This is a genomic window from Pseudomonas sp. CJQ_9 (genome assembly GCF_043106615.1).
GTDB lineage: Bacteria > Pseudomonadota > Gammaproteobacteria > Pseudomonadales > Pseudomonadaceae > Aquipseudomonas > Aquipseudomonas juntendi.
On sequence record NZ_JBICMS010000055.1, the window covers coordinates 84,979 to 111,326 of the forward strand.

The window sequence follows — 26,348 nt, forward strand, 5'->3', positions numbered from 1 at the left end:
GCAGCCATAGGCTGTTTGCGTTCAGCCAGGGCTGCCGCGCAACCCTGGCTCACGGCCGTCAACCTTCAGTCGATCAACAGCTCAACTTTTGCCCACCTTTTCATCGACCTGCGCCAACTGCCGCTTGATGGCCTCGGTCTCTGCTTCCTGCTCTTTGATGGACGTAGGCGTAATCACCTTGTCTACCGTTTCGGTCTTGGGGTCGGGTTTCTCCAAAACATGGCCAGGCACCTGCTCGCCACGTTGTGCCTCGTCCGAGGAAATGGGGCGTGGAACCTTGTCGCCAGTCTTGCCATCGGTGTGTTTCATGAGTTTCTCCTCAGCTGCGTCAGGTGTATTCAGAAGAGCATGCAGGCTGGTAAAAGTTTGATTTGCATTGCCCCACTGGCGTAGCGACAGCGTCGTCAAATCGTCAGTTTCTGTACCCTTGGGCAGATTTGATGGAACGGTCGACGTGGCGACACCGCCTAACGCCTTGCTCACTCACCCAGCGGAGAACCAGCATGATCGACCCTTCTCATCCCGACCCCTATGTTGACGAGATACCCCACAACCCCGGCGAGCCGGTACCCGAACCCAAGCCACCGAAGCAGGCGCCCGATTGGCCGGAAGGCCAGGTTCCGCCTGAGGAACAGTCCGATGGTTGAACCCAGCGTTGCGCCATCCGTCGGCAGCAACGCACGGAAGATGCGCTGACCAGGACCAAATAAAGGTGATCAACCTCGATGGAGACTCACCATGAAAACTTACAAGCCCCACACGCTGTTGTTGGCGCTGTGCCTTGGAGCCAGTGCGCCGCTGGCCCTGGCCGCCACGGACATGAATGACCAGCGTGCCCCTGCTACCCATACGGATGACAGCGGCCACATGAACGGCAACGGCGGCGCGACCGGGTCCGGCACACCCAGCGATGGCATGGGCACCGGCTCCGGCGGTACCGACAGCAACGACACGGATAAAACAGGCGGAGATGGCACCACCCACGGCTCGGGTAGTGGGGGGACGGGGAACGGCACCGGAACAGGCCAGGGTGGCGGATCTGGCACAGGTGGCAGCGGCGCCGGTGGTTGAGCCAGCCGGCGGTAGCGCGGTATGCGCCCACTCGGGTGGCCCGCGCGCACTCACTTGAAACTTTACCGCCTGCTGCTCAGTCCAGACCCCTATCGATCACGCCTAGGGAGAACATGATGAGCAGCACAGTAGGTGACTTTCTGGTGGAGCGTCTGTACCAATGGGGTGTGCGGCGTATCTTTGGCTACCCCGGGGACGGTATCAACGGGGTGTTCGGTGCCTTGCGGCGAGCTGAGGGCAAGATCCAGTTCGTGCAGGCACGGCATGAGGAGATGGCCGCATTCATGGCCAGTGCACACGCCAAGTTCACCGGTGAACTGGGCGTGTGCATCGCGACTTCCGGCCCAGGCGCTTCGCACCTGCTGACGGGCTTGTATGACGCGCGCATGGATCACCAGCCGGTTCTGGCGATTGTCGGCCAGCAGGCGCGCGCCGCGCTCGGCGGGCACTATCAGCAGGAGCTGGACCTGGTGTCGATGTTCAAGGACGTTGCCGGGGCCTTCGTGCAGCAGGCGTCGACCCCAGCGCAAGTACGGCACCTGCTTGACCGCGCGGTGCGCACGGCCGTCGGCGAGCGCCGGGTCACCGCTGTCATTCTCCCCAACGACTTGCAGGACCTGCCTTATGAGGACCCACCGCGGGCCCACGGCACCGTGCACTCCGGCGTTGGCTACAGCAAGCCCAAGGTGGTGCCCTTCGCAGCCGACCTGCAACGCGCCGCCGAGGTTCTGAACGCGGGGCGCAAGGTGGCGATACTGGTGGGCGCCGGCGCGCTGCAGGCCAGCGAACAGGTGATGGCGGTGGCTGAAGCACTGGGTGCTGGCGTGGCCAAGGCGCTGCTGGGCAAGGCGGTATTGCCCGACGATTTGCCGTGGGTCACCGGGGCGATAGGCCTGCTAGGCACCGAGCCCAGTGCGCAGCTTATGAACGAGTGCGACACTTTGCTGATGATCGGCTCTGGCTTTCCCTACGCCGAGTTCATGCCCAAGGAAGGCCAGGCCCGTGGCGTGCAGATCGACCTGCAGCCGGACATGCTCAGCTTGCGCTACCCGATGGAAGTCAACCTGGTGGGAGATGCCAGCGAAACACTGCAGGCCCTGCTGCCGCTACTGGAGCACAAGGCCGACCGGCGCTGGCGGCACAAGGTCGAAGGCTGGCGCGGCAAGTGGGACAAGACCTTGGCCAAGCGGGCCATGGCCAAGGCAGACCCTATCAACCCGCAGCGGGTCGTGCACGAACTTTCCCCGCGCCTCCCCGCCCATGCCATTGTCACCAGCGATTCGGGTTCCTGCGCCAATTGGTATGCCCGCGACCTCATGGTGCGCCAAGGCATGCAGTGTTCGTTGTCAGGGGGCCTGGCGAGCATGGGCGCGGCGGTACCTTATGCCATCGCCGCCAAGTTCGCCCACCCGCAGCGTGGCGTGGTCGCGCTGGTAGGTGACGGCGCGATGCAGATGAGCAACCTGGCCGAGCTGATTACCGTTGCCAAGTACTGGCAGCAATGGGACAACCCGCAGTGGATCTGCGCCGTGTTCAACAACGAAGACCTCAACCAGGTCACCTGGGAGCAACGGGTCATGGAAGGCGACCCGAAGTTCGAGGCTTCACAGTCAATTCCTGATGTGCCTTACCACCTGTTCGCCATCTCCATCGGCCTGCAGGGTATCTACGTGGAGCGAGAGGAGGATATCGCCGACGCGTGGGAGCGGGCGCTGGCGGCTGACCGGCCAGTTTTGATCGAGTTCAAGACCGACCCGAACGTTCCTCCCCTGCCCCCGCACATCAAGTTGGAGCAGGCCAAGAACTTCGCCAGCAGCCTGCTCAAGGGCGACCCTGACCAGGCTGGGGTCATCGTGCAGGCCGCCAAACAGGTGCTCAGCTCGGTGCTGCCGGGCAAGAAGTAACGCACTACGTGACTGCGCTACCGGCATGGGCCTCGCCTGTTCCGGTAGCCACCAGGCAGAGCGCTTTGCCCGTTGCCTCAGCTGCGGCGGCGGCCGCCCAATTCCACCCACACAGGGGCGTGATCGCTGGCCTTGGCCTCATTGCGCACCCAGCCATCTACCCCCGCCCCTTTCAGGTAAGGGGCGAGCTGGCGGTTGAGCAGCAGGTGGTCGATGCGCAGCCCGGCGTTGCGCGCCCAGTGATTGCGAAAGTAATCCCAGAAGGTGTACACGCGCTCGTCGGGGTACAGGTGGCGAACGGCATCCGTCCAACCTTGCGTCAGCAGTTGCTCGAAACAGGCACGGGACTCTGGCTGCAACAGGGCATCCTTGAGCCAGGAACGTGTGTCGTAGATGTCCAGGTCCGTGGGCACCACGTTGAAATCACCCGCCAGGAGCGCTGGGTGCCCATTGGCATACAGCGTTTGCGCATGCTGGATCAGGCATTCGAACCAGCGCAACTTGTAATCGAATTTCGGCCCAGGCTGCGGATTACCGTTGGGCAGGTACAAGCACCCGACCAGCACCCCATGCGCCGCTGCTTCCAAATAACGGCTCTGGGTGTCGTCCTCCATGCCTGGCAGGCCACGGCGCACCTCCAGCGGCTCGCTGTCACGCGCCAGAATGGCCACGCCGTTCCAGGCAGGCTGGCCCTGGTAAACACAGCCGTAACCCGCTGCCTCGATCTCCTGGCGCGGAAACTTGTGATCCGCGGCCTTCAATTCCTGCAGGCAGGCGATGTCGGGCCGTTCGCGCTTCAACCACTCCAGCAATGCGGGCAAGCGGCTGCCGATACCATTGATGTTGAAGGTGGCGATCCGGAGTTTTTTCATGCGTCAGGGTCATTCACGTGGGCCTGAACTGCGTCTTGCAGCGCTCGCACATGAGCCTCGTCGGCCAGTGCCTTGAGCGCCAGCCAGTCGTCCCAGTCGAGGCTGCCATCGTCGCGCAGGGCCTCGGCGGTGCGCAGTAGTTCATGATGGTAGGCGTCTGGCGACTCGCTGCGGTAACTGACGTCATCGTACTGCGCGTACCACGCTTCCAGTTCGGGAATGCTGCGTTCGATACTCATGGCGCTGCCCTCGCTCAATCATTAAATATGAGAGCCCGTTCGTCATACGATGTTCATTCGGGGTGCATCGGCGGTAGAAAGTGGCCGGCCACTGCACAGCAGAACGGAGCATGAATCGGCAAAAAAACCCGTGCTTCAAGCACGGGCCGCTCAGTGAGCAACACCCGCTCTGGATCAGTTATCCAGTTCGTCCTTGACGATCTTGCCGTCGCGCGGATCGACCTTGAACTCGTAGTGCTTGCCATCCGCTTTGATGCCCTCACCTTCCCAATGGCCGTCATCGGCTTCGATCTTGGTGATTTGCGTGTAGCCAGCACCCCTCAGCGTCGCTTGCGCCTGGTCTTTGCTCACCTTCCAGTCAGCACCAGGCTGGTCCGCCCATGCCGCCGTACTGCCCAGCGCGGCCGCCAGTGCCAGGCCAGTGAACAATCGAGTCATCATCTTCATCGCCACCATCCTTTTTCATGAAAGTTAGCGGTACGACTGGCGACCGCACTGCAGCGTTCAGTTTTATTACCGGGGCATGGATGCGTTGTCATCAACCAGCACCGCTGGTGAATCGCGTTGGAACTTCATGGTGGGGCGATGGCCTCCTTCTAAGGCCTATCGAAAACGGAGAATCACGATGAACAACAAACTCAACGGCAAGCGCGTAGCATTCCTGGTGACTGACGGTTTTGAACAGGTCGAGTTGACCGGCCCGCGTGAAGCCTTGGAAAAAAGCGGCGCTGTGGTCGATGTCCTCAGTGAAAAAGAAGGCACGGTACGCGGCTGGAACCATGACAAACCGGCTGATGAGTTTACGGTGGATGCGACATTCGACAGCGCGCAGGTGGATCTGTACGACGCCATTGTGTTGCCGGGCGGGGTGCAGAACTCCGATACCATTCGCCTGATCAAGGGCGCGCAAGCGCTGGTGAAAAGCCACGCTGCGGCAAACAAGCCACTGGCAGTGATCTGCCACGGGGCCTGGCTGCTGATATCGGCGGGCCTGGTGAAGGGCAAGCGGATGACCAGCTACCAGACCTTGGAGGACGATATCCGCAATGCCGGGGGTGAGTGGGTGGATGAGAAGGTGGTGGTAGACGGCCACCTGATCAGTAGCCGCAAGCCGGACGATATCCCGGCCTTCAACGATCAGTTGATCAAAGCACTGAGCGAATGAACCGCGTCAGCCAACGCAGGCCGAGGTCGCGTTGATGCTGTGAGCTTTGCGCACCCGATCATGCAGCGGGTGCTCAAAGCTCCAACCGGCCTGCCAGCAAGGCACTCAACACCCCCGCAAGGTCATCCCCCTGTTCATCCAGCAGCCGCAGCGGTATGCCTTGCAAGACCGATTCTGAAGCGGGAAGCCCCGCACCGACCAATGCCAGCGGGCACGCGATGTCCATCTGCAAGGCGCGCAGCTGGCGGGCCAGTGTTGCGCTCACCGGGCCCTTTAGGGCAATCACCAGCGCCGCAGGCTGCACGGCGGCGCAGACCAGCGCCAGCTCTTCCAGTGGCTGATCACAGCCAAGCACATCAATGCGCTGTTGCTCACTGCTCAGCAACAGACCGGTGCACAGCAACTGCGCTTCAGCATGCCCTTCAGTGCCCGCCATTATCACGCGCGGCGCATTGGCCTGGTTCATCTGCAGGCGCATCAGTAAGCGCGCACGCAAGAAATTATCGAAGAACACCCATTGGCTGCGTTGGCCAAAGGCTCGCCCGGCGGCCAGTTGCTGCCAGACCGGCATCAGCACTTCGCGCAGCACCGTAGCCTTGGGCAACAACGTGAACAACTGGCCGTGCAGCGCATCCAGCGTTTGGGCATCGAACGCCTGGGTAGCACGCAGCAGCGCAGCCCGCCAATCGGCGAAGGCCGAATCCGACTGCACGGCGGCTTTGGGCTGGGCGGCGAGGCGCTCACCGACCTTGCTGATCGGCAGCCCGTGGTTGGTCCAGTGCAGAATGTCGCGAATACGCTGCACGTCCTCCGTCGTGTACAGCCGGTGACCACCGTCGGTGCGCTGCGGGCGGAGCAAGCCATGGCGCCGCTCCCAGGCGCGCAGGGTCACCGGGTTGATGCCCGTCAGGGTGACCACATCGCGCATGGGCAGCAGGTCAGCTTGAGTATTGTCAGTCATTGCACGGGTCGTCCGGGAAGTGCCCCATTCTAAACCGATACACACCTTCTGCGCAGTGCCGAACTGGGTCATCATGCAGCAAACTGCGCGCGAAGCCCTGCACAGGGCTACGCTGCGCTTACTGAACATGACATTTGCGTAGGTAGCGCTACATGATCACTGCAAAACTCCTGCAACTGATGGTCGAGCAATCCAACGACGGCATCGTCGTAGCCGAGCAGGAAGGCGAAGACAGCATCCTCATCTATGCCAACACAGCCTTCGAGCAGCTGACGGGCTACCAGGCCAGGGACATCCTGTACCAGGACTGCCGCTTTTTGCAGGGCGCCGACCATGACCAGGAAGCGGTAGACCGCATCCGCGAGGCGATTCGCAAGGGCGAGCCCTGCCGGGAAGTCCTGCGCAACTACCGCAAGGATGGCAGCCCGTTCTGGAACGAATTGTCCATCAGCCCAGTATTCAACTGGGCGGATCAACTGACCTACTATATCGGTATCCAACACGATGTTTCCCGGCAGGTAGAGGCCGAGGCGCGGATCAAGGCCCTGGAAGCCGAGGTTGCTGAACTGCGGCGGCAGTTGGCGCAACGCGAAAGCTGAAAATAGCTATACAAAAACTTTGACTTGTACAATTTTTGTCGTAGGCTTCGAGTATACCTGTACAACAATCTGGTGTTGTACAGGATTATCCGGAGCCGAGCATGTCCGCTTACCTGCAGCAGTTCGCTGAACGCTTTGCCCACCTTGACGTGAACAGCCTTGGTTCACTGAACACCCTGTACAGCGAAGATGTTGTCTTCCGCGACCCCCTGCATCAGATTCACGGGCTGGATGCCCTGCAGGCCTATTTCGCCCAGTTGTACGCCAATGCCCGCGATATCCGCTATGCCTTTGCCGCGGCGGACGAGGTTCTACCCGGCCAGGGATACCTGCGCTGGACCCTTGAGTTTCGTCACCCACGGCTGGCACGGGGCGCACCGATAACGGTGCAAGGCTGCAGTTATCTACAGTGGCGCGACCGCGTCCATTTTCACCAGGATTTCTTCGACGCCGGCGCGCTGTTGTATGAGCACGTTCCACTGGTGGGCGGGGCCATTCGCTGGCTCAAAGGCAGGCTGGCATGAGCCGCTGCTGGTTGACAGGTGCTAGCAGCGGGCTTGGCGCAGCCCTTGCGCAAACGCTGCTGGAACAAGGCCACCAAGTCGCGTTGGGCGGTCGTCGCAGCCAGGCACTGCTGCCGTTGGCCGAACGTTACCCGGGGCAGGTACTGTTGGCCGAAGGCGACATTGCCGATCCTGCACAAGTGGCACAGATCGCCGCCCGCATCGAGCAAGCCTGGGGGGGGCTGGACATGGCGGTGTTCAATGCAGGCACTTGTGAATACCTGGAGCCCGGCCACTTCGACCCAGCGCTTGTCGAGCGCGTGGTGCGCACCAACCTGATGGGCGTGAGCAACTGCCTAGCCGCCGCCCTGCCCTTGCTGCGGGCAGGCAAGCGCCCGCACCTGGTGGTGGTCGGCAGTTCGGTAACCTGGCTGGCATTGCCCCGTGCCGGGGCCTACGGGGCGTCCAAGGCCGCCGTGCGGTACTTGGTGGAGTCGCAGCGGATCGATCTGGCACGCGAGGGTATCGACGTGACGTTGGTCAGCCCGGGCTTTATCGACACGCCGTTGACCCGTCGCAACGACTTCCCCATGCCGCAAATGTGGTCTGCCGAGCGCGCGGCACAACATATTGCCAAGCGCTTGCCCCGGCGCCCCCTCGAAATCAACTTCCCGGGCCTTTTCACCTGGGGCTTGCGCGTGCTCGGGGCCCTGCCCCCGCGTCTGCGCCTGGCCCTGGGCCTGCGCCTGGCCCGCCACGAACAGGACTGACCCATGCGCATCGCCATTATTGGAAGCGGCATTGCCGGCCTCACCTGTGCCTACCTGCTCTCCCGTCGCCACGCGGTCACGGTGTTCGAAGCCGCCAGCTGGGTCGGCGGCCACACCCACACCGTGGACGTGGACTGGGCAGGCGAGCGCTATGCCATCGATACTGGCTTCATCGTGTTCAACGACTGGACCTACCCGAACTTCATTCGTTTGCTGGGCCAACTGAATGTGGGCTCACAACCCACGCAGATGAGCTTCTCCGTAAACGACCCACTCAGCGGCCTGGAATACAACGGTCACAGCCTGAACACCCTGTTCGCCCAACGCAGCAATCTGCTGTCACCGGGTTTCTGGGGAATGCTGCGCGAAATCCTGCGCTTCAACCGGCAAGCCATCGCTGATCTGGATGCAGGGCGCATAGCCGATCACACCACACTGGGCAGCTATCTTCAGGCACAAGGCTACGGGCAACGTTTTGTCGATCACTACGTGGTGCCCATGGGCTCGGCGATCTGGTCGATGTCCCGGGCCGACATGCTGGCTTTTCCGTTGCAGTTCTTCGTGCGCTTTTGCCGCAACCATGGCCTGCTGTCGGTCAATCAGCGGCCGCAATGGCGGGTAGTAAAAGGTGGTTCGCGCAGCTATATCGGCCCGCTGAGCCGGCGGTTCGCCGAACAGGTGCGGCTCGACTGCAAGGTTCACCGCGTCGACCGAGATCAGGATGGGGTGACCCTGCACAGCGCTGCCGGCACCGAGCGCTTCGACAAGGTGGTGTTCGCCTGTCACAGTGACCAGGCGCTTGCCCTGCTGCAAGCACCGAGCACACAGGAGCAGGCAGTACTGGGTGCCATCGGCTACGCCGACAATGATGTGGTGCTGCACACCGACACCCGCCTGCTGCCCCGCCGGCGCAAAGCCTGGGCCAGTTGGAACTACCGCCTGGCCGGCGACGGTCAGGCACCGGCCGCGCTGACCTACAACATGAATATCCTGCAAGGCCTGCAGGCGCCGGTAACGTTCTGCGTGAGCCTGAACCAGACCGCCCTGATCGACCCCACCCAGATCATCGCCCGCTTCAGCTACGCCCATCCGCAATACAGCCTGGCGGCGCTGGCGGCACAGGCGCGGCATGCGCAGCTGCAAGGCGGTCTGCACAGCTATTTCTGCGGGGCCTACTGGGGCAATGGCTTTCACGAAGACGGCGTCAACAGCGCGCTGCAGGTGGCCAGCCACTTCGGGGAACAGCTATGAACAGCGGTCTGTGCCTGGGCTGGCTCAGCCACCGGCGCCTGAGCCCGCGGCCGCACGCATTCCGCTACCGGGTCGGCATGTTCTACCTGGACCTGGACGAGCAAGCCTGGCTGATGACCCTGTCGCGCTGGTTACGGCGCTCGCGCCTGGCGCCGCTGAGCTTCCGAGAAACCGATTACCTGCCGGCCTTTACCGGCCAAGGGCAATCGCTGGCCGGTGCCGCGCGGCGGTTGGTGGGCCGGGCCACGGGCCAGGTGCCCGAAGGGCCGGTACGTCTGCTGACCCAGCTGCGTTGCTGGGGACTGGCCTTCAACCCGGTGAGCTTCTACTTTTGCCACGACCGCGATGGGCACCTGGCGGCAATCCTGCTGGAAGTACGCAACACCCCTTGGCAAGAGCGCTTCCACTATGTGCTGCCCGTACAGGGCGGGCGGGCCCAGCCGTTCGCGGTGAACAAGGCCTTTCACGTGTCGCCGTTCATGCCGCTGGACATGGACTACCGCTTGCGCTTCCACCTCGACGAGAGCCGGGTACGCATCCACATGGAAAACTGGCAAAGCGGTCTCAAGGTCTTCGAAGCCGACCTGGCATTACGGCGCCAACCCTTGGACCGCCCCGCCTTGCACCGCTACATCCTGGCCTTCCCCTGGATGAGCCTGCGCACCCTGACGGGTATCTACTGGCAAGCCCTGCGCCTTTTCTGCAAGCGCACGCCTATTCACGACCACACCGCCAGCCAGGCTGACCTGGCCCTTGGCCAACCTTGCGAGGACTCCGATCATGTCCAATCCCACCCTGAGCGTTAGCAAGTCAGCAGGCATCGCCCCTTGGTTGGGCGCGCTGGCGCGCAACGCTGTACTGGCACAACTGGGCAAGCTGCGCCATGGCCACCTTCGTGTGCTGTGCCATGGGCAACAATGGGCCTTCGGTGATGCCGCCAGTGCCCTGCAGGCGGAGGTGGAAATTCTCGATGATGCTGCCTGGAACCTGCTGGCGAGCAATGGTTCGATCGGTGCCGGTGAGGGCTATATCCATGGTTACTGGCGCAGCCCCGACCTGGCCCTGGTCACCCGTCTGTTTGTCGCCAACCTCGAGGTGCTCGACGCCCTCGAAGGGGGCCTGGCGCGGTTGGGCCGGCCCGCCCTGCGCCTGCTGCACCGGCTCAACCGTAACAGCAGGCGCGGTGCGCGACGCAACATACTGGCCCACTATGACTTGGGCAACGCATTGTTCGAACAACTGCTGGACCCGACCATGATGTACTCGGCTGCGCAGTTCGAGCACCCCGACCAACCCCTTGAACAAGCCCAGCTTCGCAAGCTGCAACGCATCTGCGAGAAGCTTGAACTGGGCCCGGAAGACCACCTGCTGGAAATCGGCACTGGCTGGGGCAGCCTTGCCATCCATGCCGCCAGCCATCATGGTTGCCGGGTCACTACCACGACCCTGTCACAGGCCCAGTACAGCCATACCCTGCAACGGGTCAAAGACTTGGGGCTGGAGCGGCAGATCACCGTGCTGCAGGAGGACTACCGCGACCTGCGCGGCACATTCGATAAACTGGTGTCGATCGAGATGATCGAGGCTGTAGGCCACCGCTACCTACCCACGTACTTCCGTCAGTGTGGGGCGCTGCTCAAGCCCGATGGCCTGATGCTGATCCAGGCGATCACCATTCGCGATCAGCGCTATGCCCAGGCACGGCGCTCGGTGGACTTCATCCAGCGCTATATTTTCCCCGGCGGCGCCCTGCCCTCGCTCAGCGTGCTAGTCGATACGGCCAGCCGCCAGACAGCGCTGAACCTGGTTCACCTGGAGGATTTCGGTGTCGACTACGCCCTGACGCTGCGGCACTGGCACGACAACCTGAAGCAGTCGCGCGCCTCGCTCGCGGCGTTGGGTTATGACGAGACGTTCCAGCGCCTGTGGGAGTTTTATCTGTGCTACTGCCAGGGCGGTTTCGAGGAGCGTGCCATTGGCGTGGCGCAGCTGCTGTGGGCGGCGCCGAACGCGCGTCGCGCGCCGCTGCCTGTACCGGCGTGATGGTTACCCGCGGCCAGGTTGCCAATGGGCTGTGGCTGCAATTGGGCTGGTGGTTGTGCGTATGGGGTGCCAGCACACCTTGGGTGCTGATGCTGGTGCCTTTGGGGCTGGCGCTGCACCTATGGACATGCACACAACCGCGGGCAGAAGCTTGGGCGCTGTTACGCGTGACCATGGCTGGGTGCCTGCTGGACAGCCTGCTAGGCGGCCTTGGTGTATTTGATTTTCATGCCTGGCCGTTACCCTTGTGGCTGGCATCGATGTGGTTGGTGCTGGCCAGCGGTTTGCGCCATAGCCTGGCTTGGGCTGGTCGGCCGTTTTTGCGCGGCGCCGTGGTCGGCGCGGTTGCCGGCCCCCTGGCGTATCTGGGCGGCGCCAGGCTGGCCGATGTCGCGCTGCCCCTGGGGCCTTTGGCAACCACCCTGGTTCTAGTGCCGATCTGGGCCTTGGCCCTGCCCTTGCTGGTGCGCCTGGCTGCGTGGCGCTGAGCGGCGACAGCGCTCGGAACAATAATGCACCTCGTCCCAGCAACGCGCCCAGCGCTTGCGCCAGGTGAATGGCCGGCCACACACCACGCACACCTTGCTTGGCAGGTTTTGCTTCTTCACAGCGGCCTGCCTGCATCCAGCTCGGCGAGCAACTGCTCGCCACGTTGCCACACACCATCACGGCGCGCGGCAGCCATGCGGTCGAGGTTGCGGTACACCATTGCCAGGCGCGGGTTGGCTGACAGGCGTTGACGGTGGCGGATAAGAAAATGCCAGTACAACGCATTGAACGGGCAGGCATCGGCTTCCACCACCTTGTCTACCCGATAGCTGCAGGCCTTGCAGTGGTCGGACATCCGCTGGATGTAGCGCCCACTGGCGCAATACGGTTTGGAGCCCAGGTAGCCACCGTCGGCATGCATCACCATGCCAAGCGTGTTGGGCAGTTCGACCCAGTCGAATGCGTCGATGTAAACCGCCAGGTACCATTCACAGATGGCGGCAGGCGCGATGCCTGCCAACAGCGCAAAGTTGCCGGTCACCATCAGCCGCTGCACGTGGTGCGCGTACCCAAGCCGCAGCGTTTGCCCTATCGCTTGCGCCATGCAGCGCATGCGGGTGTTGCCGGTCCAGTAGAACTCGGGCAAGGCGCGGGCGTTGCCGAAATGGTTCAGTGCGGCGTAGTCCGGCATGCGCAGCCAATACACGCCGCGCACATACTCACGCCAACCGATCAGTTGGCGGATGAAACCTTCGGCCGCGTTGAGCGGCACCCTGCCGTCGCGCCAGGCCCGTTGCACGTCTTCGCACAACTGCCGCACATCGAGCAAGCCTATGTTCAGGGCCGCGCTGATGCGTGAATGGAAAAGATAAGGTTCACCTTCGGCCATGGCGTCCTGATAGTCACCGAATGCGGCCAGACCGAAGTCGAGAAAATGCTGCCACAGCTCACCCGCCTGCTGCTGGGTGACGGGGTACTCGAACCCGTCTATCTCGCCATAATGGTCGCCGAAGCGCTGGCGTACCAGCGCCATGACCGCCAGGGTAATGGCATCGGGCGTGAAGCGCGCCGCGAACGGAGCGCCCAGGTTGCGAGGCAGTGGCTTGCGGTTTTCGCTGTCGAAGTTCCAAGCCCCCCCGGCAGGGCTGCCATCGGGCTCCAGCAACAGGCCGCACCGCTTGCGCATACCGCGATAGAAATGCTCCATGCGCAACTGCCGGCGACCCTCGGCCCAGCGCGCGAAGGCCTCACGCGAGCACAGGAAGCGGGTGTCGCGGTGCCACGTCAAGGGCAGCCCGGAATCGCGCAACGCGTGCTCGAGCCGCCACTCGCCACATTCGGTCAGGTCGATCTGTGCCGCGCCAAGCTGTTGTTGCCAGCGTCGCAATTCGCCAACGATGCTGCCGCTGTTTTCGCTGTCATCAATCGGCACGTAGTGCACTTGCCAGCCGCGCTCGCGCAGCGCCTGGGCAAAATGGCGCATGGCGCTGAAGATGAGCACGATCTTTTGCGGATGGTGGGGCACATAGCGCGCTTCGCCCTCCACCTCTGCCATCAGGATAGCGTCCTGAGCAGGGTCCAGTGCCCTAAGGCTTGGCAGCTCCAGCGATAATTGGTCGCCCAGGACCAGGCCCAGGCGCATGGGGCGGCCTACCACTGGCTGGCCAAGGTAATCGGCACGCGCAATGGCGCGATGGGGCCGTCACGTTGCCCGCACATTTCATCATGCACCAACTGCTGCACCAGCACGCATGGCACCTCTGCCATGTCGGCCAGCAAATCGCGCAGTTCGGTGGTGGAGCGCACCCGCACAGGCTGCCCTTGCGCATCGCTCAAGGTAACCGGGCCGGTTGCGGTAATGGCACGCAGAACGTAGAAGCCACCTTCCAGCGACAGCACTTCAAGCTCTTCGATCTCGCCCGCATCCACGTGCTGGGCCAATGCATTCAGGTTCATGGCGTAGCCTCCGGCAGACGGCGGAAGAACAGCGTGATCTGGCCGATCTCCACACCTAGTTTGCTCATGCTCGAGCGGTTGATCAGCGTGTCGTCATCCATCAGGTACATCCAGTCGTCCAGGTCCACCTCCCAGTGCTTGCCGTCCACCGGCAAGTCCAGCCGGTAGCGCCAGCGCAGCGCATTGCCCGCCACTTCGCCGCGGGCCTCGCCGATCACGTCGCCGGCCGTGCCCCGCCAGCGCCCAGGCCCATCCGGCACCAAGGTCCAAGTGCGCTGTTGGCGCGTACCGTCGCTGTACACGAAGTGCTCGTCGAGAATCAGCCGCTCACCTTCCCGGCGGCTGTCGATGCGCACATGAAACCGCTTGACCACCTCGCCGGAACGCTTCTGGAACATGCCCCAGGCCTGAACCGGTCGGGAGAAGAACGCAGCCAGGTCGAACTTGGGTTGCTCACCGGCATAATGCTCGACCCCCACGTTGCCGCAACTGCCCAACAGCAGGCAGCCAACCAGTAACAGCGCTTTGCCAACGTTCATGTCACGGCTCTCCATCGGTGCCGGCCAGCCCAAGCAAGCGCTGCCGTAATTGTGGGTCCCTGGCATTCGGGCCAAGCCAGATGGCGAAGAATGCCCGTGCGAAGACAGGGTCGGTGATTGCGCGGCTGAGTTTGCCGTCAACGTAAAACCGGCAGCCTTGGCCCGGCAGGTAAACACCCGTGATGCGCATGCCGGGGTGCACGTCGACGAATGCCTGTTGCAATAGCCCGGTCAATTGCGCGCTGCGTTGTGCCGTCATGCTGCCCCCGTCGAGCCTGCGCATTTCTGCAAGGCTGGCTTCGACCAAGGTGTCTCTGGACAGCGAGCGGTGGTATCGCAGCTCCAGCGCGAACGGCTCATCCCAGCGCTGCACGGGGCCAGCTGCCCACAGCCGCGCACTGTACAAACGCAGGCCCCACCAGCTGAAATCGCCTTCACCCAGCCGTTGTGCGGCCGGCACATCCACGCGCCAGTCCGCCACAGCCGCCGTGGCCAGGGCGGTCAGCAACAGACACAGGGATGCGAATCGGGCTGGGACTGCCATGCTGGCCTCGGCTGCCGTGACTAATATTGTACAAACATAGCAGCTTGTACAGGTTTGTCACCCAGAACGTACAGTTTTTTGCATCACTTCAAAGGCAGCCGCAGGGTTGCCGCCAAGCCCCCGCTCGGTCGGTTCTCAAGGTGAACATGACCGCCCAGGCGGTCAATGATGGTGGCGACAATGGACAGCCCCAGCCCGGCACCGTTGGGGCTGTTACGGCTGTAGAAGCGCTCGAATACGCGCGCGATGTCGGCCGGTTCGATACCTGGGCCATCGTCCTCCACGATCAGCTCGAAACGGTTTTCCAGGCGCCTGAGCAGTACGCTGATGCGCCCTCCCGGGGGCGAGTGCTCGACGGCGTTGGAAACCAGGTTCTGGAACGCGATGGTCAACGCACCGGCGTCGATGCCTAGGTGGTGATCACCCTCACCGATATCCAGCGATGGCTCCAGGCCGCGGTCGAGTATCCAGGGGGTCAGCTCGGCCATCGTGTCGGTGACCACTTCACCCAGGTCGACCTTGACCGCGGCGTGCTGGCCCAGGCGCGGTTCGACACGGGCCAGGGTCAGCAACTGGTTGACCACCCGGGTCAGCCGGTCCACACCGCCAATCAGAAAGCCCAGCGCCTTGTGCCGTTCGGCCTCGCTCGCGGCCTCGAGTGCGTTCTGGGCATGCAGGCGCAATACCGCCAGCGGCGTGCGCATTTCATGGGCGGCGTCGGCAATGAAGCGGTGCTCGCGCCGCAACATGTCTTCGATCTGCGCCAGCAGGCGGTTGATGGCCGCTTGCATGGGTTCCAGCTCCGAGGGCAATGGCGCCAGGCGCAAGGGTTCGAGTGAATCGGCGTGGCGCGCGCGAATGACCGTGGCCATGTTCTGCAAGGGGCGCAGCCCCCAGCCGATCGCTACCCATACCAGCAACACCAGGGCCAGGCTGCCGAGCAGGAAGGGGAACAAGGTATGGCGCACGATCCGGTCGATCAGGTCGTAGCGCACATCATCGCGTTCACCCACCCAGATGACCCAGTGCTTTTCGGGCACCGGTAACACGAAGCCGCGCCATTGTCGGTCACCACTGGAAAAGTCGTAGAACCCGGGTTCGGATGGCGGCAGCGACAGCTGCGGGGCACTGGGTGTATGCACCAGCAACACGCCCCCCTCACCCCATACCTGGAATGCCAGCTTGCTCTCGTAGGGGTGGCCAACCCGGTGGTGGCCGGCCTGGGCCAAGGCGTCGTTGAAAGCCTGGTACATGGCCTGGCGCGAGCCGCCCTGGACCGGCAGGCTCATGACCCCCTGTAGCAGGCGGGCATTCTGCGCCAGGTGGGCGTCGTACACTTCGTTGATTTCATGGCGACTGTCATGGTAGTTGTACAGCGTCAGCAGGCCTGTGCCCAGCAGCAACAGCAGCATGACCCGCCACAACGTCCTTCGCCGCAACGAGGTCATGCCTTGCCCTCGACCAGGTAGCCAATGCCCCGCACCGTGCGGATCAGGCCGTTGTAGAGCTTTTTGCGCAGGTGGTAGATGTGCACTTCCAGGGTATTGCTCTCAGGCTCTTCATCCCAGCCATACAGCAGCTGTGTCAGGCGTTCGCGGGTGAACACCTTGCCCGGCTGGGCCAGCAATTCATGCAGCAAGCGGTACTCCTTGGGGGTCAATATCACTTCCAGCCCTTTGTAATGCACCTGCTGGGTAGCGGGGTCGAGCATGACCCCCGCATGCTCGATCAATACCTTGGCACGCCCGGCGCTGCGCCTGAGCAAAGCCCGCAAGCGGGCCTTCAGCTCGTTGAGGTCGAACGGCTTGACCAGGTAGTCGTCAGCGCCGGCATCCAGCCCGGCGATGCGATCATCCAGAGCGTCCCGCGCGGTGAGGATCAGTACCGGCAAGCTATTGCCAGCGCCTCTCACGCGCCGCAGTACCTCGATGCCATCCAGGCGCGGCAAGCCCAGGTCCAGGATGGCCAGGTCGAATGTTTCATGCAGCAACGCGTGCATGCCATTCTGCCCGTCGCGCAACCAGTCGAGCGTATAACCCTCCTGGCGCAAGCCATCGCAGATCCCCTCCCCCAGTGCGGTATCGTCCTCAACCAGCAGTAGCCGCATGTTCAGTCCTGTTTGTCCTTGATTGCCTTGAGTAAAGCCGCGATATCCGCCCGCCGGCCTTGGTCCGCCAGTTCACGGCCCGGCCGCGGCGGCGCCTGCATAGCCTTGTGCAAGGCAGCAGTGGCTTCAGCGTAGCGCTTTTGCCGGTACAAGTGGTCGGCCCAGAAATAGTTGCTGTCGATGCCGTTGGGGTTGATCTTGAGGGCTTCGCGCAACAGCTGGTCCGCCTTGTCGCTGTCACCGAAGCCTATCGGCCAGCCCGGCACCTGATCGTAGAGCGTGCCAAGGCTGGTATAGGCCGAGCCCTGCAGCGCATCAGGGTCCAGCTTCATGGCCTGCTCCAGGCTCGCCTTGGCTGACTTGACCTTGCCCAGCGCACCGAGCCCGCCCACGGCGCCAGCCCAGCTGCTGTTGATGATGCCTTCCCAGATCAGCGGCTCGGGGGTGCCGGGGTGCTGCCTGACGAATGCCGCCGCATCACCGGACAACTGCTCGAAGGCATCGGCACGTTGGGCCTTGGGGGTCTGGTACTGGATTTGTGCCCAACGCTGTTGCAGCGCGCTGAGTTGCTGGTTGCCGGCTGGGTCCAGTGCCCAGGTGAACGGGGTGAACGCCAGCAGGCTGATGAAGGCCAGTCGCTTCATTTGCTCGACTCCTTGATATGGCCGCCAATGTAGCGGCGAATGACAGGCAATTGCTTGCGCAGGGCACGGTCGACCACCCCAGGCAACATGCCGTTGATGCGTACGAAGAGCTTTTCCGGCCACCCCAGATACAGCTCGCTGCGTTCCGACTGGACGGCCACGAGCACGGCGCGGGCGACATCAGCCGGGTCGTCCATGCCAACCTTCAGCGCCTGGTTGAGCGCGGTCGCGGCGCTGCTGTTCATGGTGGTGCGGGTGGCCCGCGGGGCGGCATACAGCACATTCACCGTGGTATCGGCCAACTCACGGCGCAACGCCTCGGAGAAACCGCGCAGGGCGAACTTGCTGGCACAGTAGGTGGCGTAGCCGGGGTAGCCGATCGAGCCGTAAGTGGAACCGACATTCACCACCAGCGCCTTGGGTTGCTCGCGCAGCAGGGGCAGGCAGGCACGGGTCAGCTGCAGGGGCGCCTTGATGTTGATGTCGAGCAATTCATCCAGCGCGTACTCGTCCAACTGGTCCAGCAAGGCAAAACGGTTTACACCGGCGGCATTGATCAGCACATTGACCCCGCCCATTTCACGGGCGCGGCTGACCACCTGTTCACGCCCGGTCGGCGTACGCAGGTCGGCCGTTTGCCAACGCAGGCGCTCAGGGTAGCGGTTCATCAGACCCGCCAGCTTGCCCATGTGCCGGCTTACCGCCAGGACCCGGGCACCGGCTGCACACAATTGCTCGGCCAGTTCCAGGCCGATGCCGCCACTGGCCCCGGTCAGCACCACCACCGACTCATGCAAGCGCATGCTGCACCTCGGCATGCTCAGTGCGTGGCAAACCTTCGAACATGGCGGTATACAGCTGGTACACCACCTTGGCGGCGTGCAGCACCGCCTGCTGGTCGGCCACGTCGTCCAGCCGGTCCATCAGGCTTTTGTAGGTGACCATGTGGTCCTGGTCCAGCGCGCCGTGGGAACTGAGGTAGCTGAAGGCCTGGTTGGGCAACCCGAGGGTGCTCTGGATCGCCCCGGCAGCATGGGTGGCCAGGGCGATGCTGGTGCCCTCCAGCACGTTGACCATGCCGAACAACCCCACCGGGTTGCCCCGTGCGATAAGGTCGTACAGATAGGCAACCATCAACTCGATAGGCAAGGCAGGCCGGCCGTCGCGTACCGCCTCCCAGTCCCCGCCACAGGCCTTGATATCGTTGAGGATCCACTGCTCGTGGCCGTACTCCTCCTGGATGTACTCGCACACCGCGCCGCGCAACCACTCCAGCCGCGCCGGCAGCCGCGCGCCGCACGCCATCATCAGCGGTACGGTATGGCGAACGTGGTAATAGGCCTGGGTGAGGAAGGCGATGTAGCTGGCCCGGCTGACCTGGCCGGCCAGCGCCTCGCGAATGACCGGCACCGCGAACAAAGCCTGACGTTCGTGGCTGGTTTGCAGCTGCAGGGTGTCGAAAAATGACATGGTAGACCTCATGACGGAATGTCGGACAACAAGGATTGATAACGCTGCAGGATCGCCTCACGGCGTGGGCGGCCATTGGCGGTCAGGGTGTGCTCGGCGACCGAGAATGGCGCTGGCAAACGCCGCCAGGCATGCACCCTGGCGTAGTCGGGCAAACTGGCATTACTGTGCTGCACGGCCTGCTCGATAGCCGCGTCCGTGGTGCCCGGGGCGAGCGGCCAGAGCAAGGCCACGTTGCGCGGCATGCCCTCGCCATGAACGAACGCCTGGGCGATCACCCCGCTCTGGGTCAGCTCGGCTTCTACCCATTCAGGGTTGACGTTGCGCCCGAAGCTGGTGATGAACTGGTGTTTCTTGCGCCCGTTCAGGTGCAGGTAGCCTTCATCATCGAAAAAGCCCAGGTCGCCGGTGGCCCACCACGCGGTTTGGCTGGGCGTGTCGCCCAGATAGCCAAGCAGCAGGGTCCCGGCAACCAGCACCTCACCGTCTTCGGCGATACGCACCTGCACATGCGGCAATGGCCGGCCGACACTGCCCGGGCGCACCGCACCGGGGCGGTTCAGCGCCACCACAGAGGCACATTCCGACAGCCCGTAGCCCTCGAATACCGGCAAGCCTACGGCCTCGGCCCGCGCCAGCAGGCTGGGCGCCACACGGGCGCCACCCACCGCAACGAAACGCAGCATGCCAACCCCCATCAGCCCGCGCTCGATTGCAGTGACCAGCCCCAGCAGCAGTTGAGGAACCAGAATCAGGCTTTGTGCGCCGCTCAAGGCGATGGCCCCGAGCAGCCGCTTGAAATCGACCTGGCTTGCCCCCCCCATGCCCAACTGGGCCTGTGGGTACAGCATGACACTGGCCCCTGCCAGCAAGGCGGCGTAAACGCCCAGGTTCTCCAGCAACACGCCCAGCGGAAGCACAGCGAGGTAGCGCCGAGGCTGCGTAGGCCGGCTGGCCTGTTCCAGTTCGTGTGCGACCCGCAACATGGCCTGCGCGCTCAGGCACACGCCTTTGGGGTTGCCGGTACTGCCAGAGGTGTAGGTGACCTTGGCGGTGCCTTCAGGCAGGGCCACCGCAGGCAGCGCTGGCCGCGACCAGAAGCCGTGCTGGTCGACGAAACCCAGCCGCCCGAGCAAGCTCTCCCAGGCGGGCGGGCCGAGCACCAGGCTGGCGCCGCTCTGTTGCAGGCAATGCTCCAACTGGGTTGGGCTGAAGAAGGTGGGCACCGTCACGCAGGCGCGCCCCGAGACCAGCGCGGCCAGGTCCCACAACAGCAGTTCGGGACCGTTATCCAGCCCCAGCACCAGCACACCGGCCTGACGCTGGCGCAGGGCCTCGGCACGCTGTAGCACCTCGGCAAGCAACTGCTTGTAGGTGTAGCGTGCACTGGCCCCTTCCAGCGCGGGCGCATCACCATGGGCCAGCAATGCCTGCCAGAAACGTTCAAGTTCAAGCGGCATGGCCGGTCTCCTCGTCCAGCACCGGAAAGCCCAGGCGGCGAAACACACCAGCGCTACGCAGCAAGTCGAAGCCTTGGCCGATTTCGCCCGCGTACACCTGCGGATGCTGGGCGTAATAGCTGCCCCATTGCGCAACGGGCTCGTCCAGGCGTGCCGGGTCGGCCTGCGCCAGCACTGTAGGTGCCAGGCCCAGGCGCTGGAAACTGTTGATCAAGGTGGAGGCACCGGTGAACGCCACCCACTTCAGCCCGCGGGTGGCAAGCAGCCAGGTCACGGCGGTAATCATGATGCGTGCGCTGCCGGCGCTCAGCGACGCCAGGTTGCCGACCTCGACCATGCACTCGCGCGCAACGGGCAGGCTGGTCAGTCGCGAAATCGCCGTTTCCAGGGGGACGTCCAGGTAATGCTCGAGAAACAACGGCCCACTGCTGGCCGGGCGCAGACCCGCCGCCGCAATCAAGTGCCCATGGCTATCCCGCAATGCCAACAATTCGGGCAAGTAGTGGTGCACATCAGCGTGGTGAACTTCAGCGAAACAGCGATGAATGAAGTGCTCGAGTTCTTCCCGGTCAGGGTCGCCCGGCAGGTGCAGGGACAAACAGCCGTGATGCGCTGCATGGGTGCCTATCGGCAGTGGGAGCAGGCTGCTCCACAGGGTATGGGTCATGGGACTCCCCCCTAATGAATGGGTTGAGCGAAGTATCAGTGACGAATCTGAAGGGAATCTGAAGCTGGCTGAACAAACGCCGGGAAACCGAAGGGGCGATAGCCAAGCCGTTGCTTTTATCTATCGCCTGGCCCAAGCTCAGCCCTTCTTGCCGCCATGGACCCCACGATGCCCAGACGCAACCGCTACCTGATCGCCGTGCTGCTGTTGATCCTGGTATCGGCGCTGTTCGGGTACCTGTGGCGCGATACCCCGCCAGCCCAGCCGGCCTTGCCGGCGCATAGCTATGCCAAGGCCCTGCGCCAGGCGCACGACGGTCGGCCCGGCGCTGCCAGGGTGCTTTACCAGCAGTTGCAACGCACCGACTTGCCCGCCATCCGGCGCGCAGCCCTGTACGCCGAGCTGCCCAACTACCCTTCGCCACTGGCCTTGAAAATCGCCCGGCAAGACCTGGAACACGCCGAGCCACTGGTGCGCCGTGCCGCCATCGCAGGTATCCGCCGGCTGCTGCCTGCCGCGCAGCGCAGCCTGGTGCTTGGCCCGCTGCTGGACGATGACGACCAAAGCGTGCGCTTCGCTGCCGTGGACGCCTTGCTTGGCCTTTCCCCGGATGACATAGGCCTGTATTTCGGCCCGCTGCAGGCGGCCCTGGAGCAATACCAGCAAGCGCTGGCGCAACAACCCGAGGAAGCAGACGCGCAAGTGCACCTGGCGCGCTTGTACATGCACGAAAATGACTACACCCAAGCTGCGGTAGCCCTGCAACGTGCATTGACCGTCGCCCCAGGCAACCTCGACGCGCTAGCCACCCAGGTGCGCCTGCTGGAACGTCAAGGCCAGCACGATGCCTCACGCCAGGTGCTCGGCAAGGCATTGGCCCTCAGCCCGGACTCGGCCTTCCTGCAATACCAGCTGGGGCGCTGGCTGATCCGCCACCAGCAACGTGAGTACGCCTTGCTGGCACTGTCCCGCGCGGTTGAACTGGACCCGGACAACGTCGATTACCGCTATACCCTGGCGGTGACCCTGCATGCGCTGGAGCAAGTTGATGCGGCGCAGAAGCAGCTGGAAACCGTGCTCAGCCAGCAACCGGCCAACCGTCGCGCGCGGGTGTTGCTGATCCAGTACTGGAAAGAATCCGGCCAACTTCAGAACGTGCAGGTGCTGCTGGCCGAGCTGGAGCAGCAAAACCCGGATGACCCCGCCCTGCAGCAAGGCCTCTAGGCCTGCCTGAAACCTGTTGAACCCTGAGCCTGTGCCCAGGGTCCAGTGGTTATCAGGCCACTCTGCAGGAGAATTGCCTTGGCCAGTTCGTTGGCGCTGGATGAACGTGCGTTGATCCTCGCCCCACCGCCGTTGGCGGCGCAAACCTCACACCTGCTGTCGGCGGCCGGCATCGATTGCCTGTGTGCCACCGACCTGGGGCACCTGCATGCGCGCCTGGCAGAAGGCGCCGGCCTGGCGATCATCGCCGAGCAGGTGTTCAACGCAGGCCCTAGTGCCCTGCTGCAGGCCTTTATCGACCAGCAACCGCACTGGTCGGATCTGCCCATCGTGCTGGTGACCCAGGGTGCATGGTCGGCCAGCCGCGTGCACAATCACCCGGTCGGCAACCTTACCCTGCTGGTGCCCCCTTTCGGCGACGACCAACTGCTGCACATGACCCAGTCCGCGCTGCGCCACAGGCGTCGGCAATACCTGACCCGCGACCAGCTTAAAAACCTGCAGCAGCGGCTGGATAACGGGCTCGCCCAGCCTGATGAGCCGACGGAGCGCTACGCCCAGGCCCGCTTCCAGGCGCGCAAGATGGAAGCTATCGGCCAACTCGCTGGCGGCGTGGCCCACGATTTCAACAACCTGCTCACCAGTATTGGCGGCAGTCTCGAGCTGATCGACCGGCGCCTCAAGCAAGGCCGCGCCGACGGCCTGGACAGTGTGTTGCGCCTGGGCCGCGAAGCGGTGTCACGCGCCGCCCGCCTGACCCACCGTCTACTGGCCTTCTCATGCAGGCAGTCGTTGCACAGCCGATGCGTCAACCTGCACACCCTGTTGCAGACCAAGCAGCTGAAGGCTCAACTCAAGCCTGGGATAAAGCTGCAGGTGAGCATCGCCAAAGGCCTGTGGAACGCGGAAGCTGACGACCGGCAATTGCGCGAGGCCCTCGACAATCTGATCCTCAATGCCTGTGAAGCCATGCCCAGCGGTGGCCTGCTGCGGATCGAGGCAACCAACCAGCATGTCTACAGCAGCCCCATGGCCGACGGCCCCCTGACCGCCGGCGATTACCTGCGCCTGAGCGTGATCGATAACGGCCAGGGCATGGCGCCAAGCACACTGGAGCACGCATTCGAACCCTTCTTCAGCACCAAAGCGACCAGCCAAGGCATCGGCCTGGGCTTGTCGATGGTGTACGGGTTCAGCAAGCAATCCCATGGCCATGTCACCCTGCACAGCCAAATTGGCAAGGGCACGCGGGTAGACCTGTACCTGCCGCGTCACATCGACCAGGCACCCTCGCCCGCCCAACCGTTGGTACCTGCGCAAGCCACACACGGCCACCGGGTGCTGTTGGTCGAGGACGACCTGCATGTTCGCGAACTGCTGTGCCAGGCCCTGCGTGACAATGGCTTCACGTGCCTGAGTGCGGCCAACGCCGAGGAGGGGCTTGAGGTGCTACGCGCCTCGCAACCCATCGACCTGCTGATCAGCGACGTAGGTTTACCCGGCATGAACGGTCGGCAACTGGCGGAGATTGCACGTAGCTTGCGCCCCCGGTTACCGGTGCTGTTCATTACCGGCTATGCGGAAACCGCGATGGCGCGCGAGGGCTTTCTGGGGTGCGATATGCACCTGATCTGCAAGCCATTCGAACTGCGACAGCTGCAGGAACGGGTGGCCATGATCCTTGGCCAACCCTGAGGGGCTCACTGTTCGAGCATGCGCAACGCCTGGTCTGCCAGGTCTGCCAGCGAAAACGGCTTGTTCATCAACGCTGTGCCAGGCTGTTCGAGCAACTGGGGCTCCACCGGTTGCCCCGCATAGCCCGTGATGAACAGGATGTTCTGCTGTGGCAGTTGCATGCGCATGGCCTTGGCCACCTGGCGCCCGCTGAAGCCGCCCGGCAAACCGATATCGGTGATCACCAGGTCGAACGGACCGTCATGGCGAAACCGCTCCAATGCGGTGTTGGCGTCGCTTGCGTCAACCACCTGGAAACCGCGCTCAACCAGGTATTCGCGCATGACCGCGCGCAAATTGAGCTCGTCATCCACCAGCAGCAGCCGCTCGCCCTGGGCCATGCGTTGCGGCCTTTGCACCGGTTTGCACTCATCAGGAAGCGGTTCGAACGTTCTGGGGAACAGCATCGACACCTTGGTCCCCTGGTTCGGCGCCGACTCGATCCACGCATAGCCCCCCGACTGGCCGACAAAGCCGTAGACCATCGACAGCCCCAGGCCGGAGCCACGGCCGATGGGCTTGGTGGTGAAAAACGGCTCGAACGCCTTGGCGATTTCCGCAGCCGACATGCCGTGGCCGTCGTCCTCCACATGCAAGGCCACATAGTCGCCTGGTGGTAGCCCGTTTTCGTCCGGGAAAGCGGCGGTCAAGCGTTCGTTGACGCTGCGGATCGTGACATTGCCACGTTCCAGGCACGCCTCGCGGGCGTTAGCACACAGGTTGATCAATGCATTCTCGAGCTGGGCGACATCCAGGTTGACCACCCACGGGGCGACGTCCAGTTGCCAGTGCAGACACAATTCTGCACCCAGGGTCCTGCGCAAAAGCGGCTCGCACAGGCGCAGCTGCCGGTTGAAATCCAGCGGCTTTGGCGCCAAGGGTTGATGGCGGGAAAAGGCCAGCAAACGGTGGGTCAGCTCCATGGCCCGCATCACCGAATCGCGCGCAACATCCACATAAGTACCGATCCGCTCCGGGCGCCCCTCCTGAAGGCGGCGCTGGAGTAGCTCAAGGCTGCCGCCGATACCAGAAAGCAGGTTATTCAACTCATGGCCCATGCCCCCGGCCAGTTGCCCCACGACTTCCATGCGTTCAGTGTTGCGCATCAGCGCTTCAGACTGGCGCGCGGCCTCTTCGCGGTCCTCGCTGATATCCTGGCCAACGACAGTCAGCAAGCGCCCATCGAAGCGCGCGCTCCAGCGAAAGGTCTGGTAATGCCCCTCGCGGTGCCGCAAGCGGGTCTCGATCTGATCGGCGCTGCTGGCTTGCAATAGCGCGGACACAACCACCTGCACCTCGGTCCGGTCTGCCGGATGCACCAGCTCCAGTACCGACAACCCCTGGATCTGTTGCTCGTCCCAACCCAGCACCCGGTGCCAGGCGGGGTTGGCGGCGTGCACCTTCAGCTCCGGGGTAACCATCATCATCGCATCCCGAGACATCTGCCAGATCTGCTCGCGCTCCAGCACATGGCGCTCGACCTGCCGCTCGAAGTCTTGCGCCTGCTCGCGCCAATGCCGGTGGGCCTCGACGCTGGCAGTGGTTTCGATCACCGTATGCAGAAAGCCCGCGACCTCGCCTTGCTCATCGTGCAGGGGCGCGTAACCGAACGCGCACCAGAGGGGCTCGCCGCGCGCGTCACTGCCGATGCGCAAGGGAGGGTCCTCGACAAAGCTCGACTGCCCTTCCAAGGCCTTGAAAACCCAAGGGCCGACTGCCGGCCAGGCTTCGCGCCACAGCGTATCGAACGCCTGGCCGAGCCCATCGGCAGCGCCGCCGCGCAATGCACGGTAGGCATCATTGTGCACCACCGTCAGGTCTGGCCCCCAGACCACGGCACAGGGGAACGGCGACAGGTGCATCATATCGACAGCAATGCGCAACGAAGCCGGCCAGCGCGGCAGCGGCCCTAGCGAGGTGCGGCTCCAGTCCAGTTGCACGATCCGGTCGTCCATCGGCCTGCGGGCTGCGGCAGCAGGCGGATGAAGGCTGATCTGTGGCTCAAGGCCAAGTGATGATTTTTTGGCGACCAATGTCATGGCTCCAGCATAGCCAAGGGGCTCTGGGTAATGCTATTGAAGTTAGCACAGCACGTACTGCCCACCATGGCGGACTTCAAGGTGGCAGCTATGCTCA

31 protein-coding genes are annotated in these 26,348 nt (G+C 63.5%); 13 read left to right on the top strand and 18 right to left on the bottom strand.

Going from position 1 to position 26,348, the window contains the following annotated elements; translation table 11 throughout:
• Window positions 1–81: 81 nt before the first annotated feature.
• Window positions 82–309, bottom strand: a complete 228-nt coding sequence (locus ACF8SD_RS10410; protein ID WP_173889557.1) for a hypothetical protein — start codon at window positions 307–309, stop codon at window positions 82–84.
• Window positions 310–503: 194 nt separating this feature from the next.
• On the opposite strand from ACF8SD_RS10410, the gene ACF8SD_RS10415 reads away from it, so the two are divergent.
• The 3 genes from ACF8SD_RS10415 (at window position 504) to ACF8SD_RS10425 (ending at window position 2,975) form a co-directional block, all read left to right on the top strand.
• The gene (locus tag ACF8SD_RS10415) at window positions 504–647 is read left to right on the top strand and encodes a hypothetical protein (protein WP_173889559.1); all 144 of its coding nucleotides are present in this window, start codon (window positions 504–506) and stop codon (window positions 645–647) included.
• A gap of 91 nt (window positions 648–738) precedes the next feature.
• Window positions 739–1,071 (top strand): hypothetical protein, encoded by a 333-nt coding sequence (locus ACF8SD_RS10420; protein ID WP_173889561.1) that lies wholly within the window; start codon window positions 739–741, stop codon window positions 1,069–1,071.
• A gap of 116 nt (window positions 1,072–1,187) precedes the next feature.
• Entirely contained in the window at window positions 1,188–2,975 is a 1,788-nt protein-coding gene (locus ACF8SD_RS10425) for a thiamine pyrophosphate-requiring protein (protein ID WP_392484858.1), read from the top strand.
• Window positions 2,976–3,052: 77 nt separating this feature from the next.
• Here the strand turns inward: ACF8SD_RS10425 and xth are convergent, their stop codons facing one another.
• The 3 genes from xth to ACF8SD_RS10440 all read right to left on the bottom strand — a co-directional run bounded on the left by xth (window position 3,053) and on the right by ACF8SD_RS10440 (window position 4,533).
• Window positions 3,053–3,847 (bottom strand): exodeoxyribonuclease III, encoded by a 795-nt coding sequence (gene xth / locus ACF8SD_RS10430; RefSeq protein WP_392484859.1) that lies wholly within the window; start codon window positions 3,845–3,847, stop codon window positions 3,053–3,055.
• Complete coding sequence (locus ACF8SD_RS10435) at window positions 3,844–4,086, bottom strand: hypothetical protein (protein WP_173889567.1); 243 nt, start codon at window positions 4,084–4,086, stop codon at window positions 3,844–3,846. Before ACF8SD_RS10435 ends, xth begins: the two co-directional genes overlap by 4 nt.
• Before the next feature lie 174 nt (window positions 4,087–4,260).
• A complete protein-coding gene (locus ACF8SD_RS10440) occupies window positions 4,261–4,533 on the bottom strand; it encodes a PepSY domain-containing protein (protein ID WP_392484860.1) in 273 nt (90 codons plus the stop codon).
• 178 nt (window positions 4,534–4,711) lie between these two features.
• Here ACF8SD_RS10440 and ACF8SD_RS10445 point away from each other — a divergent pair, with 178 nt between their 5' ends.
• Window positions 4,712–5,251: a type 1 glutamine amidotransferase domain-containing protein gene (locus tag ACF8SD_RS10445; protein WP_173889570.1), complete on the top strand. Its 540-nt coding sequence runs from the start codon at window positions 4,712–4,714 to the stop codon at window positions 5,249–5,251.
• Between the two features lie 73 nt (window positions 5,252–5,324).
• On the opposite strand, the gene ACF8SD_RS10450 is transcribed toward ACF8SD_RS10445, so the two are convergent.
• The gene (locus ACF8SD_RS10450; RefSeq protein WP_173889572.1) at window positions 5,325–6,212 is read right to left on the bottom strand and encodes a MerR family transcriptional regulator; all 888 of its coding nucleotides are present in this window, start codon (window positions 6,210–6,212) and stop codon (window positions 5,325–5,327) included.
• 152 nt (window positions 6,213–6,364) lie between these two features.
• Here ACF8SD_RS10450 and ACF8SD_RS10455 point away from each other — a divergent pair, with 152 nt between their 5' ends.
• From ACF8SD_RS10455 to ACF8SD_RS10485, 7 genes are all read left to right on the top strand, one after another.
• Window positions 6,365–6,811 carry a PAS domain-containing protein gene (locus ACF8SD_RS10455; protein WP_173889574.1) on the top strand — a complete coding sequence of 149 codons (447 nt, stop codon included), beginning with the start codon at window positions 6,365–6,367 and terminating at the stop codon, window positions 6,809–6,811.
• Between the two features lie 101 nt (window positions 6,812–6,912).
• A complete protein-coding gene (locus ACF8SD_RS10460; RefSeq protein ID WP_392484861.1) occupies window positions 6,913–7,335 on the top strand; it encodes a nuclear transport factor 2 family protein in 423 nt (140 codons plus the stop codon).
• Window positions 7,332–8,084, top strand: coding sequence for an SDR family oxidoreductase (locus tag ACF8SD_RS10465; RefSeq protein ID WP_173889578.1), 753 nt, complete (start codon window positions 7,332–7,334; stop codon window positions 8,082–8,084). The genes ACF8SD_RS10460 and ACF8SD_RS10465 overlap by 4 nt, the downstream gene beginning before the upstream one ends.
• Window positions 8,085–8,087: 3 nt before the next feature.
• On the top strand, window positions 8,088–9,335 hold the full coding sequence (locus ACF8SD_RS10470; protein WP_392484862.1) for an NAD(P)/FAD-dependent oxidoreductase: 1,248 nt from the start codon (window positions 8,088–8,090) through the stop codon (window positions 9,333–9,335).
• On the top strand, window positions 9,332–10,141 hold the full coding sequence (locus ACF8SD_RS10475) for a DUF1365 domain-containing protein (protein WP_392484863.1): 810 nt from the start codon (window positions 9,332–9,334) through the stop codon (window positions 10,139–10,141). The genes ACF8SD_RS10470 and ACF8SD_RS10475 overlap by 4 nt, the downstream gene beginning before the upstream one ends.
• Window positions 10,116–11,378, top strand: a complete 1,263-nt coding sequence (locus ACF8SD_RS10480) for a cyclopropane-fatty-acyl-phospholipid synthase family protein (RefSeq protein ID WP_173889584.1) — start codon at window positions 10,116–10,118, stop codon at window positions 11,376–11,378. The genes ACF8SD_RS10475 and ACF8SD_RS10480 overlap by 26 nt, the downstream gene beginning before the upstream one ends.
• Window positions 11,378–11,866 carry a DUF2878 domain-containing protein gene (locus tag ACF8SD_RS10485; RefSeq protein ID WP_392484900.1) on the top strand — a complete coding sequence of 163 codons (489 nt, stop codon included), beginning with the start codon at window positions 11,378–11,380 and terminating at the stop codon, window positions 11,864–11,866. Before ACF8SD_RS10480 ends, ACF8SD_RS10485 begins: the two co-directional genes overlap by 1 nt.
• Here ACF8SD_RS10485 and ACF8SD_RS10490 read toward each other — a convergent pair.
• From ACF8SD_RS10490 to ACF8SD_RS10545, 12 genes are all read right to left on the bottom strand, one after another.
• Window positions 11,807–11,986 (bottom strand): DUF2256 domain-containing protein, encoded by a 180-nt coding sequence (locus ACF8SD_RS10490; RefSeq protein WP_173889586.1) that lies wholly within the window; start codon window positions 11,984–11,986, stop codon window positions 11,807–11,809. The genes ACF8SD_RS10485 and ACF8SD_RS10490 overlap by 60 nt on opposite strands.
• Window positions 11,983–13,509, bottom strand: a complete 1,527-nt coding sequence (locus ACF8SD_RS10495; RefSeq protein WP_392484864.1) for a cryptochrome/photolyase family protein — start codon at window positions 13,507–13,509, stop codon at window positions 11,983–11,985. The genes ACF8SD_RS10490 and ACF8SD_RS10495 overlap by 4 nt, the downstream gene beginning before the upstream one ends.
• A gap of 8 nt (window positions 13,510–13,517) precedes the next feature.
• Window positions 13,518–13,823: a DUF6482 family protein gene (locus tag ACF8SD_RS10500; RefSeq protein WP_173889589.1), complete on the bottom strand. Its 306-nt coding sequence runs from the start codon at window positions 13,821–13,823 to the stop codon at window positions 13,518–13,520.
• A complete protein-coding gene (locus ACF8SD_RS10505) occupies window positions 13,820–14,362 on the bottom strand; it encodes a DUF3833 domain-containing protein (protein ID WP_173889591.1) in 543 nt (180 codons plus the stop codon). The genes ACF8SD_RS10500 and ACF8SD_RS10505 overlap by 4 nt, the downstream gene beginning before the upstream one ends.
• Before the next feature lies 1 nt (window position 14,363).
• Window positions 14,364–14,906 carry a chalcone isomerase family protein gene (locus ACF8SD_RS10510; protein WP_173889592.1) on the bottom strand — a complete coding sequence of 181 codons (543 nt, stop codon included), beginning with the start codon at window positions 14,904–14,906 and terminating at the stop codon, window positions 14,364–14,366.
• Between the two features lie 83 nt (window positions 14,907–14,989).
• Entirely contained in the window at window positions 14,990–16,354 is a 1,365-nt protein-coding gene (locus ACF8SD_RS10515; protein ID WP_173889593.1) for a sensor histidine kinase, read from the bottom strand.
• A complete protein-coding gene (locus tag ACF8SD_RS10520) occupies window positions 16,351–17,013 on the bottom strand; it encodes a response regulator (RefSeq protein WP_173889595.1) in 663 nt (220 codons plus the stop codon). The genes ACF8SD_RS10515 and ACF8SD_RS10520 overlap by 4 nt, the downstream gene beginning before the upstream one ends.
• Before the next feature lie 2 nt (window positions 17,014–17,015).
• Entirely contained in the window at window positions 17,016–17,657 is a 642-nt protein-coding gene (locus tag ACF8SD_RS10525) for a hypothetical protein (protein ID WP_173889597.1), read from the bottom strand.
• Complete coding sequence (locus tag ACF8SD_RS10530) at window positions 17,654–18,460, bottom strand: SDR family oxidoreductase (RefSeq protein WP_054912784.1); 807 nt, start codon at window positions 18,458–18,460, stop codon at window positions 17,654–17,656. The genes ACF8SD_RS10525 and ACF8SD_RS10530 overlap by 4 nt, the downstream gene beginning before the upstream one ends.
• Window positions 18,447–19,127 (bottom strand): TenA family transcriptional regulator, encoded by a 681-nt coding sequence (locus ACF8SD_RS10535; protein ID WP_029887138.1) that lies wholly within the window; start codon window positions 19,125–19,127, stop codon window positions 18,447–18,449. Before ACF8SD_RS10535 ends, ACF8SD_RS10530 begins: the two co-directional genes overlap by 14 nt.
• An 8-nt stretch (window positions 19,128–19,135) precedes the next feature.
• Entirely contained in the window at window positions 19,136–20,587 is a 1,452-nt protein-coding gene (locus tag ACF8SD_RS10540) for an AMP-binding protein (protein WP_173889601.1), read from the bottom strand.
• On the bottom strand, window positions 20,577–21,254 hold the full coding sequence (locus tag ACF8SD_RS10545; RefSeq protein ID WP_125854253.1) for a thermostable hemolysin: 678 nt from the start codon (window positions 21,252–21,254) through the stop codon (window positions 20,577–20,579). Before ACF8SD_RS10545 ends, ACF8SD_RS10540 begins: the two co-directional genes overlap by 11 nt.
• Before the next feature lie 168 nt (window positions 21,255–21,422).
• On the opposite strand from ACF8SD_RS10545, the gene ACF8SD_RS10550 reads away from it, so the two are divergent.
• Both ACF8SD_RS10550 and ACF8SD_RS10555 read left to right on the top strand, forming a co-directional pair.
• Window positions 21,423–22,478, top strand: coding sequence for a HEAT repeat domain-containing protein (locus ACF8SD_RS10550; protein ID WP_144188517.1), 1,056 nt, complete (start codon window positions 21,423–21,425; stop codon window positions 22,476–22,478).
• 78 nt (window positions 22,479–22,556) lie between these two features.
• Window positions 22,557–24,173, top strand: coding sequence for an ATP-binding protein (locus ACF8SD_RS10555; protein WP_392484865.1), 1,617 nt, complete (start codon window positions 22,557–22,559; stop codon window positions 24,171–24,173).
• Window positions 24,174–24,178: 5 nt separating this feature from the next.
• Here ACF8SD_RS10555 and ACF8SD_RS10560 read toward each other — a convergent pair whose 3' ends face one another.
• Window positions 24,179–26,167: an ATP-binding protein gene (locus tag ACF8SD_RS10560; protein WP_392484866.1), complete on the bottom strand. Its 1,989-nt coding sequence runs from the start codon at window positions 26,165–26,167 to the stop codon at window positions 24,179–24,181.
• Between the last annotated feature and the right edge of the window lie 181 nt (window positions 26,168–26,348).